The sequence below is a fragment of the Psychrobacillus sp. Z16_25 genome, from assembly GCF_056856695.1.
Genome location: NZ_JBXEOV010000002.1, coordinates 277,110 through 291,406, shown reverse-complemented (window position 1 = coordinate 291,406; position 14,297 = coordinate 277,110). Strand labels below are relative to the sequence as shown.

At 38.7% G+C, this 14,297-nt stretch carries 18 protein-coding genes and 1 riboswitch; of the genes, 12 read left to right on the top strand and 6 right to left on the bottom strand.

Features of this window, described 5'->3' with window-relative positions:
* Positions 1–42 precede the first annotated feature (42 nt).
* From AC1VU3_RS04160 to AC1VU3_RS04150, 3 genes are all read left to right on the top strand, one after another.
* Complete coding sequence (locus tag AC1VU3_RS04160) at positions 43–453, top strand: VOC family protein (protein ID WP_480388037.1); 411 nt, start codon at positions 43–45, stop codon at positions 451–453.
* A gap of 260 nt (positions 454–713) precedes the next feature.
* A complete protein-coding gene (locus AC1VU3_RS04155) occupies positions 714–1,937 on the top strand; it encodes a glycosyltransferase (RefSeq protein ID WP_480388036.1) in 1,224 nt (407 codons plus the stop codon).
* Positions 1,900–2,637 (top strand): HAD-IIB family hydrolase, encoded by a 738-nt coding sequence (locus tag AC1VU3_RS04150; protein ID WP_480388035.1) that lies wholly within the window; start codon positions 1,900–1,902, stop codon positions 2,635–2,637. The genes AC1VU3_RS04155 and AC1VU3_RS04150 overlap by 38 nt, the downstream gene beginning before the upstream one ends.
* Positions 2,638–2,775: 138 nt before the next feature.
* Here AC1VU3_RS04150 and AC1VU3_RS04145 read toward each other — a convergent pair whose 3' ends face one another.
* The 3 genes from AC1VU3_RS04145 to AC1VU3_RS04135 all read right to left on the bottom strand — a co-directional run bounded on the left by AC1VU3_RS04145 (position 2,776) and on the right by AC1VU3_RS04135 (position 5,163).
* Positions 2,776–3,090, bottom strand: a complete 315-nt coding sequence (locus tag AC1VU3_RS04145) for a DMT family transporter (protein ID WP_482982857.1) — start codon at positions 3,088–3,090, stop codon at positions 2,776–2,778.
* The gene (locus AC1VU3_RS04140) at positions 3,091–3,429 is read right to left on the bottom strand and encodes a DMT family transporter (protein WP_480388034.1); all 339 of its coding nucleotides are present in this window, start codon (positions 3,427–3,429) and stop codon (positions 3,091–3,093) included.
* A gap of 64 nt (positions 3,430–3,493) precedes the next feature.
* Positions 3,494–3,591, bottom strand: a riboswitch (guanidine-I (ykkC/yxkD leader).
* 510 nt (positions 3,592–4,101) lie between these two features.
* A complete protein-coding gene (locus AC1VU3_RS04135; protein ID WP_482982856.1) occupies positions 4,102–5,163 on the bottom strand; it encodes a hypothetical protein in 1,062 nt (353 codons plus the stop codon).
* A 128-nt stretch (positions 5,164–5,291) separates the two neighbouring features.
* Between AC1VU3_RS04135 and AC1VU3_RS04130 the strand changes: the two genes are divergently transcribed.
* Genes AC1VU3_RS04130 through AC1VU3_RS04110 form a run of 5 tightly spaced genes read left to right on the top strand, consistent with a single transcriptional unit; the run spans position 5,292 to position 7,463 of the window.
* Positions 5,292–5,888, top strand: a complete 597-nt coding sequence (locus AC1VU3_RS04130; protein ID WP_482982855.1) for a phosphotransferase — start codon at positions 5,292–5,294, stop codon at positions 5,886–5,888.
* A complete protein-coding gene (locus AC1VU3_RS04125; RefSeq protein ID WP_482982909.1) occupies positions 5,825–6,073 on the top strand; it encodes a phosphotransferase family protein in 249 nt (82 codons plus the stop codon). Before AC1VU3_RS04130 ends, AC1VU3_RS04125 begins: the two co-directional genes overlap by 64 nt.
* A gap of 24 nt (positions 6,074–6,097) precedes the next feature.
* Positions 6,098–6,436, top strand: a complete 339-nt coding sequence (locus AC1VU3_RS04120; protein ID WP_482982854.1) for a zinc ribbon domain-containing protein — start codon at positions 6,098–6,100, stop codon at positions 6,434–6,436.
* A 36-nt stretch (positions 6,437–6,472) separates the two neighbouring features.
* A complete protein-coding gene (locus AC1VU3_RS04115; RefSeq protein ID WP_480388030.1) occupies positions 6,473–6,892 on the top strand; it encodes a hypothetical protein in 420 nt (139 codons plus the stop codon).
* Positions 6,893–6,923: 31 nt separating this feature from the next.
* On the top strand, positions 6,924–7,463 hold the full coding sequence (locus AC1VU3_RS04110; protein WP_480388029.1) for an NUDIX hydrolase: 540 nt from the start codon (positions 6,924–6,926) through the stop codon (positions 7,461–7,463).
* A gap of 371 nt (positions 7,464–7,834) precedes the next feature.
* On the opposite strand, the gene AC1VU3_RS04105 is transcribed toward AC1VU3_RS04110, so the two are convergent.
* Positions 7,835–7,999 (bottom strand): YjcZ family sporulation protein, encoded by a 165-nt coding sequence (locus AC1VU3_RS04105; protein ID WP_480388028.1) that lies wholly within the window; start codon positions 7,997–7,999, stop codon positions 7,835–7,837.
* A 214-nt stretch (positions 8,000–8,213) separates the two neighbouring features.
* Here AC1VU3_RS04105 and AC1VU3_RS04100 point away from each other — a divergent pair, with 214 nt between their 5' ends.
* Positions 8,214–8,675 (top strand): NUDIX hydrolase, encoded by a 462-nt coding sequence (locus AC1VU3_RS04100; RefSeq protein ID WP_480388027.1) that lies wholly within the window; start codon positions 8,214–8,216, stop codon positions 8,673–8,675.
* Between the two features lie 50 nt (positions 8,676–8,725).
* Here the strand turns inward: AC1VU3_RS04100 and AC1VU3_RS04095 are convergent, their stop codons facing one another.
* Positions 8,726–9,319: an HD domain-containing protein gene (locus tag AC1VU3_RS04095; RefSeq protein WP_482982853.1), complete on the bottom strand. Its 594-nt coding sequence runs from the start codon at positions 9,317–9,319 to the stop codon at positions 8,726–8,728.
* Positions 9,320–9,562: 243 nt separating this feature from the next.
* Here AC1VU3_RS04095 and AC1VU3_RS04090 point away from each other — a divergent pair, with 243 nt between their 5' ends.
* The 3 genes from AC1VU3_RS04090 to AC1VU3_RS04080 all read left to right on the top strand — a co-directional run bounded on the left by AC1VU3_RS04090 (position 9,563) and on the right by AC1VU3_RS04080 (position 12,888).
* Positions 9,563–11,176 carry a catalase gene (locus AC1VU3_RS04090; RefSeq protein WP_482982852.1) on the top strand — a complete coding sequence of 538 codons (1,614 nt, stop codon included), beginning with the start codon at positions 9,563–9,565 and terminating at the stop codon, positions 11,174–11,176.
* Between the two features lie 61 nt (positions 11,177–11,237).
* The gene (locus AC1VU3_RS04085; RefSeq protein WP_480388024.1) at positions 11,238–11,882 is read left to right on the top strand and encodes an SDR family oxidoreductase; all 645 of its coding nucleotides are present in this window, start codon (positions 11,238–11,240) and stop codon (positions 11,880–11,882) included.
* Positions 11,883–12,081: 199 nt separating this feature from the next.
* Positions 12,082–12,888 (top strand): aminoglycoside adenylyltransferase domain-containing protein, encoded by an 807-nt coding sequence (locus AC1VU3_RS04080; protein WP_480388023.1) that lies wholly within the window; start codon positions 12,082–12,084, stop codon positions 12,886–12,888.
* A 345-nt stretch (positions 12,889–13,233) separates the two neighbouring features.
* On the opposite strand, the gene AC1VU3_RS04075 is transcribed toward AC1VU3_RS04080, so the two are convergent.
* Positions 13,234–14,259 (bottom strand): NADH:flavin oxidoreductase/NADH oxidase, encoded by a 1,026-nt coding sequence (locus tag AC1VU3_RS04075; protein ID WP_482982851.1) that lies wholly within the window; start codon positions 14,257–14,259, stop codon positions 13,234–13,236.
* Positions 14,260–14,297: the final 38 nt, after the last annotated feature.

Genomic DNA, 14,297 nt, shown 5'->3' with positions numbered 1-14,297 from the left:
CTTTTTTCTTTGTAATATTTAGAAAAAGGTAGGTGTCTTTTTATGGATAAATGGCCAGCCGGCATGGATACAGTTCAGGTACGATTTGCACGTCCGACTAATCAATTAAAAGAGATTGTTTCATTTTACGTGGATGGATTAGGATTAACTATTATCGATAGGTTTAAGGACCATGATGGTTATTCAGGAATCATGATAGGATTACCTAATTCTCACTACCATTTAGAATTTACGGAGTATAAGGAGAAAGTATTTTTTCCTCCGCCTAGTAAAGATAATCTTCTCGTATTTTATATGCCTAATTTGGATCAGATTCAGATAAAAATCGCTCACTTACGTCAAATGGGATATGAATGTACAGAGCCAGAAAATCCATACTGGGCTGTAAACGGATTTACAATCGAAGACCCAGATGGATGGAGAATAGTGCTTATGAATACAAATGGCATATAATGATTCTTTGAAGCGCTGAACTTATTATTAAAATCTTATTCATTTTGAGTGTAGTGATGAAAACTTCGCTCTTCGACAAAAAATATAATTATTTCAAAAAAATATTATGATAAATTTTATATTTAGGTCTAAAGTCTTTTTAATATCTTTATGAATAGGTGCATCGACCAAAATGAATTGTAATGAAAATGTAACGTTTAGGTCTTTCCTCTCTCGGGTACGTAATAGTAAGAGCTATTTTAAGAGGGGAGAGGCTAAATATGTGGAAAAGAATCCTATTTATTTCAGAGCACGGTGACCCACTTGAAAAGTTAGGTGGAAAACAAGCTGGAGGTCAAAACAATTACGTAAAAGAACTGGCACTGGCTCTTGGAAGAAGAGGTATTGCTGTGGATGTGGTTACTCATTGGTGTAACCCAGATGCCCCAAGGGTGGAGAAAATAGGGAAATTATCAAGAGTATTCCGCATAGCTGCTGGACATAAAGGATATGTGCCGAAAGCAGAGATATACCACTTACTTCCCGCTTTTTATAAAGAGCTAGAAAAGACATTACCATTACACAGATATGATGTAATTCATTCTCATTACTGGATGTCAGGGCTACTTGGGATGAGAATACAAAGAGAATACGGTATTCCGTTAGTTCACACATCACATTCTCTTGGAATAGCAAAGAAGATGGCTACTGGAAAAGTGGAAGAAAATCGTTTAGAGGCAGAAAAAGCAGTGTTAAAATCTGCAGACAAGGTAATTGCGACTACGGAAACAGAGAAAAATATTATCTTAGATTTTGCTGGTAAAGAAGTAAATGTGGAAGTTGTTTCTATTGGGGTAGCCGAACAATTCCAACAAGCACCTAAGAAAAAAAATACCGAAAAGCCCTTGCTCGTTTATGCGGGTAGATTAGAAGAAACGAAAGGCATTCATACATTGTTAGAAGCCTATAAAAAGCTGAAGACAGAATCACCGGACCTGGAAGTTGATTTGATTTTAGCAGGTGGTAATAAAGAGGAAATTGATTTGGAAAGTGGATTGCCTAAAAATCCAGCCTTGCGTAAACAAATTGAAGGGGTGGAGGATTCAGTTCGCTTTATTGGTCCTCAATCTCAAGATGGACTGAGTGGTTTATTCCAAAAAGCAACGTCGGTTATTGTGCCTTCCTATTATGAATCCTTTGGTATGGTAGCTGCAGAAGCACAGGCATGCGGTACTCCAGTTATTGCTTCAGCTGTTGGTGGATTAAAGGATGTAGTAGCTGATGGCGAGACGGGGCTCACAGTGGAACCGAAGAATCCTGAGGAGTTATCAGAAGCTATCTCTACATTAGTGAATGATAACCTACTTGCTAGACGTTTAGGTAGAGAAGCGGCAGTAAGAGCAAAGAGATTATTTAATTGGACATCAATTGCACAAAATATGGATAAAACATACGAGGAATTGCTACATGAAAATGATTTCGCAAGTACTATTCACAGATCTTGATGGAACCCTTGTCGGGGACAAGCAAGGTTTACTAGATTTACTAGAATACTATAAGACGCTCCCAGATGAGGTGACAATCGTATATGTTACTGGCAGGCATCGTGATTCTGCCCTTGAGCTAATGAAGGCGGAAGGCTTGCCTACTCCAGCATTCCTAATTACGGATGTTGGTACAAGGATATACAAAGGTCCACAGCTTGAGGAGGATAAAGAGTGGACCCAAAAAATGAATGAGGATTGGGAGCCAAATGCTATAAAGCAACTCATCTTACAGTATCCTAGTATATCTCCACAAACACTTCCAACAGATTGCAGGGTATCCTTCTATGTGTCCAATGAAGAAGTTATACCTTCCATCAAACAACAACTCAACGATAAAGGCTTGTCTCACAAATTAATATTTAGTTCAGGAAGAGATTTAGATATATTACCAAAGGGTAGCGGAAAGGGTTCCGCTATTCAATATATAATTGATCACTATGTTACTCCGGATGCTTCCATCTTAATTGCAGGTGATTCAGGTAACGATCAAGAAATGCTTACGCTAGGCTATCCGTCTGTCATTGTGGCGAATGCACAGCCTGAGCTATTAGAGGTGCCAAATCATAAGATGATTTTTCGTGCGTCTAAAAATTGTGCAGCAGGTATTTTAGAAGCATGGTTATATTTCTATTCCCAGAAAACTAGTACCATTAGTTGAAAATGAACTATCGAGATGAAACTCGATAGTTTTTTTGCTTTGGAGCACGAGGAAGGTATTAAAATGCGCATTATTTTCTAGTAAAACTAATCCTGCAGCTTGGAAAGATATCCTACCTGCAGGATTTTTTAGTTACTATCAAGAAACTAGCTTCAAGCCGATTGCGGAAGCGAGAACAAGACCTATAAAGAAAAGACGTCTCCAATCCTTTGCTTCCTTATAAAAAATCATGCTTAAAATAGCTCCTCCAGAAGCACCTATCCCAGTCCAGATTGCATATGCTGTTCCCATTGGCAATGTCTTCATGGAATACGCCAGAAGTAAAAAGCTTGCTCCAAAACTCAATACTAATAAAACAAGAGATTGCCATTTTCTTTCCTTATTAAGCTTATTAATCATTGCAACTCCAAACATCTCACATATACCTGCTATTAATAACGCGAACCACGCCATCTAACTTTCCTCCTTTTGTTCTTTATCTTCCGTGACAATCTTCAAGCCTATCACTCCGATTAATAAAACTAGAATCAGCAATATTTTTTCAGGTTGCAATGGCTCCCCGAAGACTAAGCTTTCAGATAGAACGGTGCCCGCTGTTCCTAACCCGACAAATACTGCATATACCGTTCCTACGGGAAGTCTTCTCCCTGCTGCTATCAGAAGATAGAAGCTGACTGCGATGGAAAGGATAGTGCCGCTCCAGCTCCAAATGTTATCTGCATGCTTTAAGCCGATGACCCATAGTACCTCAAAGCATGCTGCTATAACCACCTTTATCCATTCTTTCTTCATCGTTTGACGCCACCTTTCCAAATTGATAAACAAAAAAGCCCAGAGAGAAAACTGTATTGTCAGTTTCTCCCGGGCTTTTATCCCTCCGTGACACAGCATGATAGCTGTGAGCTTTCTCTCGGTCCAGACCAATAGAATTGCGGAACCCTAGATAGCATTTGGATAGTATGTTACTTTCCATTATACAATATAGTAAGCTTGCTAGTAAATTTACCCCGCATTAAGGGACAGTAAACTCCCACTTCAAGAAGGCAAAAGAAATGAGACAGCTACGTGGGAGCTCAACTGTCCCTAAAAGCCCGATTGGTTCAACTAATGATTGGTGGAGAATAAAAGAAAACCCCCACCAATCAAAGTTTCACTTTACCCCGCATTAAGGGACAGTAAGACTCCCATTTCAAGATAGCAAAAGAAATAGACAGCTAAGTGGGAGATCAACTGTCCCTAAAAGCCCGATTGGTTCAACTAATGATTGGTGGGGGGATGAGAGATACCCCACCACCAATCAAAGTTTCACTTTACCCCGCATCAAGGGATAGTAAGACTCCCACTTCAAGATGGCAAAAGAAATGAGACAGCTAAGTGGGAGATCAACTGTCCCTAAAAGCCCGATTGGTTCAACTAATGATTGGTGGAGGATAAAAGAAAACCCCCACCAATCAAAGTTTCACTTTATTTACTAAACATTTTTATTTTATCACGTATCTCTTGGTCCTCACTCGTTAGAGTTGGTTGGGTATTTGTCGGTTTAAATACCGAGGGGTCACTGAACTCTCGACGATCAGTTAGAGAGGACTCGATTATGTTGTATATATGCTCCTTTTCTGTAGGGCTAGTTTGTAAGCTGTTTTTTAATTCGTAAAAATGAATGCCATCGGTCCACATATAAACATGGAAGCCGTCATTATACTCATTAAAATATTGAGTCACTTCTATATCCTTAACCAGCTCTACTACTTGTTTCTGATATTGATCCTCTATCTGCTCTGTATCCCGAATGGTATAGATAAATTCTATATCGTCTGGAGTCGTATAGGTTAGCTCTAAGCTATAGCCGCTTACTTCACTAAAAGAAGAGGAGATAGAACGTATGTTAATTCGTTTAGGGGCTAACTTAGGAAATTTCACTTTACTATAATCAATTAAGATACGGTCAAAATATAAATCATAAACACCATCCTGCTCATTTTTTAAGGAATGAGCTACTTGGTCCATTAAATCATTGGTAAAGTCTTTGTGGGAGTATGTGCTTTCATATAAAATGTTATCCTGCTCCTTGGCAAGCATCATACTAAAATCCTCCTCTTTAAACTTACCTATTTCAATTAACAGTTCTGGATGGACCACTGAGCGTATATTGTTTAACGAATCTCGTTTAAACTCATAGTCCTTCTTGGAGTCGTATCGAGTCTTTGTTCTTAAATCAATGGTATTGTATATTCCTTCAATACTGTAGGATTCATAGAACTCCAAATGGTTTTCTTCTGGGAAATAAATAAAAGATGCTTTTTCTAAATAATCATCCGGAGTGATAAAGCTAAATTTTTTTAACGATTTAATCGTTTTAAACGCTTCCTCTACTTGTGCTCTTTCATTTAACAAGTTTTTGTTGTCTGTAACAATATTTTCTAAAGTGAATTCTGCTTCATCCTCTGCCATGCTAACAGGAGAGTTTGAGCAGCCAGTCAACAAGATAACAATTCCGATAAGGTAAATCCATTTCCTAGTGGACATAGTCAGCCTCCATTTCCAATTTGTGAGCGTTCTTGTCACTCGACCATACCCTATTTTTCTATATCAAAAACAAACATCTATTGTTTCTGTCTGCTAAAAGTTGGATAATGTAGGAGAGGGGGATTTGAGTGAATATATATAATAAAAAGAATATTCCTGTATTGTTCCAAGAACGTATAGGAACTATACATAGTTTTAGCTACCCTAGAAAACAAGGTGCAACTTCGGAAGTTACTTTTTTTACGTCAACTCTAGGAGAATTCGTATGCAAACGTGCAAGTGATGCGCTTTATCGGAATTGGTTGCGAAAGGAATCAGAAGTGTTAAGAGTGTTAAATGAAGAGACAAATTTGCCCACTCCTATCTATTATGGGTTTATAGAGGAAGAGGATAATAGCTATTTACTAATGAGTAGAATATATGGAGTCCCTCTTCGACAGGCGTTATTGGAAAGTACATCGGTAGAGGAAAAGTCTAAGCTAGCTCGGTCATTTGGACAATTAATGAAGCGACTTCATCATACTGAGCCACCCAAGAGCTGGGATTTATCCCGTAACTGGCTTGAAGATCAACTTGCTGCTGCCACTTATAACTTGGCTAACTTTGAAGTCGATGGAGATCAGTTACTGCTTGATAAGTTGAAAGGGAAAAACCGAGCCCAATTCCACAAACAATCATTCACGGAGATTGCACAATCGACAATGTACTTGTTTGTGAAGGAGTAGTTAGTAGCTTAATTGATTTATCGGGCTGTACTTATGGAGACCCACGCTATGATGTTGCACTTGGGATTAGAGCATTCTTGTCTGATCCTGTTCTTTTGGATGCTTTTTATTTGGGGTATGAAGCGAAACGAATGTCAAACGAAGAGTTTTCATATTTTGAAGAAGGATTATATGAATTTTTTTAAGCTCATCATATCGGGAGGGTAACGATGCTGAAGATTATTGGACCAACCTTTGTCTTGGTAGGAATAATAACGTCCATACTTGTTTTTTATCAATTTGTTACAGCAGATTTTTACGAAGAAACTAATTCTTTTTGGCTCTTATTTATCGCTTTTCCTGTTATATTTATGGGGTTTATTCTGACGGCTTTTGGCTTCGAAAAGGAAATTAGAAAATCAAATAATGATATGATTCGTGAACAGATGAAGGCAGCAGGTGAAGGGATCAAGCAAGGCTTATCAGAAACTAAATTTTGTATGAAATGTGGTGCTTCCATTCCTTTACATGCCAATTTTTGTCCAGAGTGTGGGAGTAAGCAAGCTTGAGAAAAAGGAGCAAATAAAATAGGTTATTTTGTTAAGTTGAATATAGTAAGTGCTGTCTACGGTTTCTTTTTATTCGTAGCGGTCGAATTTCAGTTAAACTTTTATCGTATCCTACGTGTATTTAGGTGGGATCAAGAAAATGCAATGTGGATTAATGTGATAGGACAGTGTGTCTTATTAATAACACTTGCTATCATGATTTCCTTCTTAAGTGGTCGTTTTTTAGAGGGGCGATTAGCTAGATTTTGGAGTGCGGTCTTATGGATACCATACTTTTCCTTTTACGTCTTTTTATTTGAAAGTTTATTTCCATTGACGAATCCAATGGATGATCCACTCCCTTGGCAAGGATTTTTGGTCTTAAGTCAGCAGCTTGTCTTTCCATTTTACATCATGTTTTTTTATATTATCGGGAATGCATGGGCAAGTGGCGGGAAAAGGTCTTCGTTTGACTAGTAATGGGACCTATCAGTAAAGGAGAAAACAAATGAAAAAGTGGACAACGTTAGCAACATCTTATTTATATAAAACACCGTTTGGAAACTTGCGAGAGGATACTTGTCAACTACCTAATGGTCTTGTGATAGAGGGGTATCACGTGAATGAATTTGTCGACTGGGTCAATGCTGTAGTCATAACTCAAAATCGAGAAATCATTCTAATTAAACAGTATCGATATGGCGCAGATGACTTCTTTTTAGAAATTCCAGCAGGAGCACCTGAAGAAGGAGAATTGCCAGAAGAGGCAATTGTAAGAGAAGTGAAGGAAGAGACAGGTTATATCTCCTCTAAAACACCCATTTGCTTAGGTTCCTTTTTTGTAAATCCGGCTACCCAAAACAACAAGGTTACTAGCTATTTGATAGAAGACGCTTATCAAGCATTTGAACAAGAATTGGACAATACAGAGGAAATCGAAGTACTGCGTATACCTTTGGAAGAGATGGATAGTCAGATAGAAGAAGGAAAGCTTACTCAACTATTTAGTGTGCAAGCATACATGTTGGCAAAAAGTAAATTTGCTTAGCACAGATATCTCTGTTACATTTGGTGATTCTATGAATATAGGTCTTATAGCTGTTAACCTTGCCATAATGTCATATGTTTTTAGTGCAAGAGAAATTGACAATAACCTAATACTAATGCTATTAGTTTTTGTTTTTTTAATCGATTCATTAGGCTTTGAGGAGATTCTTTTGGGCTTAAGTAACTAGTAACAGGAGATTGCTTCAGGGGTATGTGGATAAAAGGGGCTTACATACTCGCTTTTTTATGTCTTCTATTTCTGTTTCAATGGGCAACCCTAAGTAAAATAAGAGAGAATAACCAAGCCCTTTCTGGTCCATTCTTATCCATTAAAAAAAGACAGGTTAAAAAACCTGTCTTTTGGAGCATAGATTAGTAAGCTCCTCCACCATAACCACCGCCACCGTATCCAAAGCTTGCTGCCACGATAATTAATAAGATAAATAGAACAACCAATAAAGCAAACCCAGAACCTAGACCATAACCACCAGATCCACCTTCGTATCCGCCTTGTCCATAGTATCCACCATTACTCATCCTGCACACCTCCTTCATTTCATAATCCATATTATGAAGAACAGAAAAAATGAACTGATTCATTTGCTTAGTTTTTTTCGAAAATTTGTTGTAAGACTGACGTTTTTATAAAAGGATGGAACTGGTAATGTGGGTTGTGAGAAAATGAAAGATGTCCACCTATTGTGCTAAGAACCACTGTGGACCTACTTATATTAGAAAAAGGTGGCTGAAGATGGATTATATAAGGTCGATGAGAAAAAAGATCGGGAATGATACATTGCTTACGATTGGCTGTGGAGCAATGATAGAAAATTCTCTAGGACAGATTTTATTATTAAAGCGAGAGGACTTTGATGAGTGGGGAATCCCAGGCGGCTTGCTTGATTTGGGAGAGACATTTGAGGAAGCGGTTAAGCGAGAAGTGTTAGAAGAGACTAATTTGCAGCTACGAGAAATTTCCTTGTTTGGTCTGTATTCAGGTAGTGCTGGTTATGCACAATATGCAAATGGTGACAAAGTTTTCAGTGTGCAAATCATTTTCTTAGCTACTGATTTTACTGGAGATATAAAGCTAGGAGAAGGACAAGAGCTTCGTTTTTTCCGTAAAAATGATCTCCCAAGCAATATTAATCCTCACCAAGCTCCATTTATAGAAGATTGGGTAAATGCTACTTCAACTCCAATTATTAAATAACGTATACTTAACTGATTCGAGCTGATAATTATGCAACTCGGATCAGTTATTTAAATCACTATACCCGCATTCTTTAATTTTTCTGCTCCTTCTTCTTCTATCAACGTCTTCAGTTCTTCTAAAATGGGGTCAAATGCTGTGTGTTTACCAAGCATGAATGTCATTTGATGCTCAATGGGAAGCCATGTATCAATATTAGCTTCATTATGCTGAATTTGTGCTTCAAGTTTATCAAGCGCATTGGCAACCTTTGCTTCATATGTTTCTTTCTCTTCAAACTCAAACCAAAGGTCGTAGAATCGTTTGCCGTGATCTCCACCCAATAAATCACGAATTTGTTCAATTGCTTGTATTTCGTTCTTTCTCTTCAACTCCTTTACGTCTGGATTATTCATTGTGTCAAATGCAGGTATATCTGTTGCGTAAGCTTCAACCAAATCATGGATAATAATCATCTTTAATAGTTTTTCGCTATTCATTTTATTTGATAGATAAGGCTCAATTGCCATCGCCATTAATGAAACACGCCATGTGTGCTCAGCAACACTTTCATTTCTTCCATTCGATAGCCAGCTATGACGCATTTCCATTTTCAGCTTTTCACCAAGCTTGATTAGTTGTAAAGCATTCTTCAATCCTTCCATGGGACAGTCTCTCCTCCACCTTTCCTTGATGCTTTCGTGTAAATTCCGCCAATGGTTTCATTTTACTATTAGTTACTGTAATGGGAAAGGTCAAAAGCATTGAGAAGCTTGCATAAACGGTATGCCTGATTCTAGTAAAAAGTTTAATAAAAAAATACTTTTTTATTATTTTTTAGTTTCAAAGACTATTCAAAGGGTAATTAAAGGAGTGGAACAGACATTTATTCGAAGGAGGTTTTCATTTTGGCTGATGAGAAAGAAATCAGAAATGAAATGGAAAAAGAAGTAGAAAGAGAATCCCTTACTACAAGACAGGGACATCCCGTAACAGACAATCAAAATATTAAAACAATCGGCAACCGAGGACCTGCACTCCTTGAAAACTATCATTTTATAGAAAAAATTTCACACTTTGACCGGGAAGAAGTTCCAGAACGAGTTGTACATGCCCGTGGAGCTGGAGCGTTTGGATATTTTGAAACCTACGGAAAAGTCGGCGATGAGCCAGTAGAAAAATATACACGTGCGAAGGTATTCTCAGGAGCTGGGAAACGAACACCAGTATTAGTTAGATTTTCAACAGTAGCTGGTTCAAAGGACTCTCCTGAAACAGCCAGAGACCCTCGTGGCTTTGCAGTAAAAATGTATACGGAGGACGGTAACTGGGATTTAGTGGGTAATAACCTTAAAATTTTCTTTATCCGCGATGCAATGAAATTCCCAGATATGATTCATGCATTTAAAGCGGATCCAGCTTCTAATATACCAAGCCCTGCTCGTATGTTTGACTTTGTTTCTAGAACACCTGAAGCAACTCACATGATTACTTTCTTATTCTCACCATGGGGTATTCCAGCTACATATCGCCATATGCAAGGATCTGGTGTAAATACCTATAAATGGGTAAATGATAAAGGAGAATCTGTCCTTGTCAAATATCATTGGGAGCCAAAGCAAGGTATCCGAAATCTGACACAAGAAGAGGCGGATGCTATTCAGGCCAAAAATGTTGCTCATGCAACACAAGACTTATATGAAGCAATTGAAAGAGGAGATTACCCAGAGTGGGAACTATGTGTTCAAATCATGAGTGATGATGAGCATCCAGAGCTAGACTTTGATCCTCTAGATGACACGAAATTATGGCCGACTGATAAATTCCCATTCTTACCAGTCGGAAGAATGGTGTTAGATCGAAACCCTACTGATTACCATGCAGATATCGAGCAAGCAGCTTTTGGAACAGGAGTATTAGTGGATGGACTGGACTTCTCAGAAGATAAGATGCTTCAAGGAAGAACATTCTCTTACTCTGATACTCAGCGTTACCGTGTAGGAGCAAATTACTTAAAACTTCCTGTGAATGCACCAAAGGTTAAGGTTCGCTCCAATCAGCATAGAGGTCAAATGGCCCCAAATGTGGTAGAGGAGTTAGGAGGCGATCCACATATCAACTATGAGCCTTCCATGATTGGTGGACTGAAGGAAGCGGATGCATCCGACCGAGTTCCACATCAGCATCATTACAATGATAAAGTAGTGAGCGCTCCAATTGACCGTACAAACAACTATGGCCAAGCTGGTGAGACATACCGTAGCTTTGAAGACTGGGAAAGAGACGAGCTAATTAAAAACCTTTCCGCAGCTTTATCTATCTGTGATCCTAAAATCCAGGAAGCAATGATTTATCACTTTACACAAGCGGATGAGGATTACGGACGCAGAGTAAAAGAAGGTATTGCACAAAAGATGAAAGAAATGGAAGAAGAAAAGCGTGCTGAGTCCCAAAGCACACCAGGAGCAAATGCTGCTGCACACCGTGCCGAAGATGTAGGTCGCGAAGCAGATCCATATTAATAACAAAATTACGGCCCCTTCAAATGGAAGGGGCTATCTTTTTACCAAAAGGAGTGGTTTGATGAAGGTCGTCGTAGTGGGTGCAAATGGTCAGATTGGAAAACTTACAGTTAAACAATTACAGGAGAGTGATCAACACTCGGTAACAGCAGTTGTACGTAAACAGGAGCAAGCGGCTGAGCTTCAGGAGAAAGGCATTAATACTGCACTTCTTGACCTTGAAGGGAAGGTAGAGGACATCATTCAAGCATTTACTGGAGCTGATTGCGTTATTTTTACAGCAGGCTCCGGTGGACATACTGGTCCTGATAAAACACTTTTGATCGATTTGGACGGAGCGGTCAAATGTATAGAAGCTGCTGAGGCAGCAGGAGTGGAGCGCTTTCTTATAGTCAGTGCATATGATGCGGATAAGCGTGAAAAGTGGAATGCAGATATGAGACCTTATTATGTCGCTAAGCACTATGCTGACCAGATCTTAAAGCAGAGCAGCTTAAACTACACAATCGTGCGTCCAGGTGGATTAGTAAATGAACCGCCAACAGGGAAAATAACGGTTGGGGTCAATGCAGAGCCAAGTACCATTTCTAGGGAGGATGTTGCCAGCGTGTTAGTTCAATCAATTGAAGAGCCGAATACGTTTCAAAAGTCCTTTAACCTAGTAAATGGGCCGTTGGATATTAAGGAAGCTCTCCAAACGTCTTGATACAGATAATCTAGAAAAGCATTCAGAACATTAGATTCTGAGTGCTTTTTCTATTCCTATCTATATCTTAAAATTGATACTTCATAACTCCTCGTAAGTAAATCTATTATTGCTTCACATAACAATCCGTTAAGAAATAAAATAATATATGAAGTTCTTGGGCTATATGTTAATATGAACCAAAAAGGGGATGGGTAAAATGAAGGATATACCAATAGAGGTACAGAAAGCATTAAAAAGTTATTTTGACAAAATGGATAGTCAATTTCCTGCTTTTTTTCATTCCTTTTATTTATATGGATCCATATCTTTAGGTGAATTTCAAGATACATACAGTGATATTGATTTTGTAGGAATTATACATAGAAAATTATCAGATATAGAACAGACAAAGCTGCAGCAAATCCATGGAGAGCTACAAGCTGAGAATCCTTCCCTCATTTTTGATGGCTGGTACTTCTTCCAAGAGGATTTTCATTTATTACAGGAAAAACCTTCAATCGGACTTCGGGTCAATGAAGGAAGAATTTTAGGCAGTGTCACTTATAAGAAGGATTCCATTGATGCCTTTCAGTTAAAAACCTACGGAATTACGATAAAGGGTCAGCAGGCTTCAGACTTGCCGTTCACACCAGATTGGCGCATTCTCCTGTCCAATATGAAGGATAATGTTAATAGCTATTGGGTGAATCTTCTAAACAGAAGCAGGATGACCACTATCGAAAATATAGAAGACATTGAATGGGGTGTCCTTGGGATTTCCAGACTTTTTTACACCTTTCAAGAGAGAGATATCATTTCAAAGGTAGGAGCAGGGGAGTATGCAATGAAGAATCTTCCTGCAAAATGGCATCCAATTTTACAAGAAGCAATTAGTTATAGGAATGGAAACCTAGTTACCTCCTATGCTTCCAAGGAAGAAAGAAGTGAAGATGCCATAGCATATATAGATTTTCTTATCCAAATGTGCAATGAGATATACGATACACGGGAAAGTGTGCGGTAGAATAAGAAGCTATGTGAAGAGGAAGTACTTCTTGAAAACATATAAGGTAAAACTCATAAATAATCTGTTTGACTTTCCTACGGATAGTTTAATCCATTGAAAATAATACATTTAGACCTATTAAATGAGGAATGGAACTAGTTCGAGAGGATAGTTTATCGGAAGGCGTTGTAGAAGCTCATTCTAATTGCAATGGATGCCATTCGGAGAAATAACAACATACCGCGAAAACCTGACTTTCGCGGTATGTTGACTCTCTATAAATAAAGCTATTTAATTTATATTCATCTAGCCCCAGCACTTAATCCCTCAGGATTAAAAAGAGAACATCCAGCTAACGCTTTTTTAAAATCCTCTTTCATATTGCTTTGGTGGAAGGGCTTTTTCATCTAGCAACTCTTGTGCGTGTAGTGCCCAATACGGGTCCTTCAGCATTCCACGGCCAATTGCTACTAGTTCAGCATCCTCATCTTCTAGAACGTTCTCTGCTAGCTTTGGATCCTCTAAAATACCAACAGCAATGACAGGTACTTCTAGTGCTTGTTTAAATGCTCGTGCGAAAGGAACTTGATAACCTGGTGTATTTGCGGGTTTATTTTTTCCTGGTTTCGCTTCTCCACCACTAGAAATGTGGAAGACGTCGACGCCAGCTTCCTTATATTTTTTTGCTATTTCCAGTGAATGCTCAAGACCATATCCGCCATCGATATACTCAACTGCAGATATTCTAAATAACAACGGCATATCCTCTGGCATCACGCTTTTCACTGCTTTTATTACCTCTACTCCGAACTTGGCATAGTCTTTCCCATATTCATCGGTTCGATTGTTTATTGCAGGGGAGTGGAACTGGTGGATCAAATACCCATGGGCTCCATGGATTTCAATTGTATCAAAGCCTGCTTCTACTGCTCTACGTGCGGACTCTTTAAATTTTACCACCATTTCTTGAATTTCATCGGTCGAAAGCGGTCTTGGTTCTTTCCAAGTGCCATCAGCTTCCACAGGAATATTGGATGGTCCAACCGGCACTTCCGCATCTGTCGCTTTTCTTCCCGCATGGGCTATCTGGATACCAATCTTTGCATCGTATTTATGTACTTCCTTTACAATGCGCTCAAAGGCTGGTATCTGTTCATCAGACCATAATCCAAGATCGTAATCGGTTATACGACCATCAGGTTCCACATCTGTCATTTCCACAATGATTAAGCCAGTTCCACCGATTGCACGGGATACATAATGGACATAGTGCCAGTCATTTGGAATCCCATCCTTGGCTTTTACAGAATACTGACACATTGGCGCCATGACAATTCTATTTTTTAATGATAAGTTCTTTATTTCAAATGGTGTAAATAAATTAGACATTCATCCTCACTCCTTTGAAAATATTATGTCTTTTTTCC

What these genes read in the sequence shown, in the direction of transcription:
- AC1VU3_RS04160 (WP_480388037.1), top strand. Translation starts at nt 43, where the DNA reads ATGGATAAATGGCCAGCCGGCATGGATACAGTTCAGGTACGATTTGCA.
- AC1VU3_RS04155 (WP_480388036.1), top strand. Translation starts at nt 714, where the DNA reads ATGTGGAAAAGAATCCTATTTATTTCAGAGCACGGTGACCCACTTGAA.
- AC1VU3_RS04150 (WP_480388035.1), top strand. Translation starts at nt 1,900, where the DNA reads ATGAAAATGATTTCGCAAGTACTATTCACAGATCTTGATGGAACCCTT.
- AC1VU3_RS04145 (WP_482982857.1), bottom strand. Translation starts at nt 3,090, where the DNA reads ATGGCGTGGTTCGCGTTATTAATAGCAGGTATATGTGAGATGTTTGGA.
- AC1VU3_RS04140 (WP_480388034.1), bottom strand. Translation starts at nt 3,429, where the DNA reads ATGAAGAAAGAATGGATAAAGGTGGTTATAGCAGCATGCTTTGAGGTA.
- AC1VU3_RS04135 (WP_482982856.1), bottom strand. Translation starts at nt 5,163, where the DNA reads ATGTCCACTAGGAAATGGATTTACCTTATCGGAATTGTTATCTTGTTG.
- AC1VU3_RS04120 (WP_482982854.1), top strand. Translation starts at nt 6,098, where the DNA reads ATGCTGAAGATTATTGGACCAACCTTTGTCTTGGTAGGAATAATAACG.
- AC1VU3_RS04110 (WP_480388029.1), top strand. Translation starts at nt 6,924, where the DNA reads ATGAAAAAGTGGACAACGTTAGCAACATCTTATTTATATAAAACACCG.
- AC1VU3_RS04105 (WP_480388028.1), bottom strand. Translation starts at nt 7,999, where the DNA reads ATGAGTAATGGTGGATACTATGGACAAGGCGGATACGAAGGTGGATCT.
- AC1VU3_RS04100 (WP_480388027.1), top strand. Translation starts at nt 8,214, where the DNA reads ATGGATTATATAAGGTCGATGAGAAAAAAGATCGGGAATGATACATTG.
- AC1VU3_RS04095 (WP_482982853.1), bottom strand. Translation starts at nt 9,319, where the DNA reads ATGGAAGGATTGAAGAATGCTTTACAACTAATCAAGCTTGGTGAAAAG.
- AC1VU3_RS04085 (WP_480388024.1), top strand. Translation starts at nt 11,238, where the DNA reads ATGAAGGTCGTCGTAGTGGGTGCAAATGGTCAGATTGGAAAACTTACA.
- AC1VU3_RS04080 (WP_480388023.1), top strand. Translation starts at nt 12,082, where the DNA reads ATGAAGGATATACCAATAGAGGTACAGAAAGCATTAAAAAGTTATTTT.
- AC1VU3_RS04075 (WP_482982851.1), bottom strand. Translation starts at nt 14,259, where the DNA reads ATGTCTAATTTATTTACACCATTTGAAATAAAGAACTTATCATTAAAA.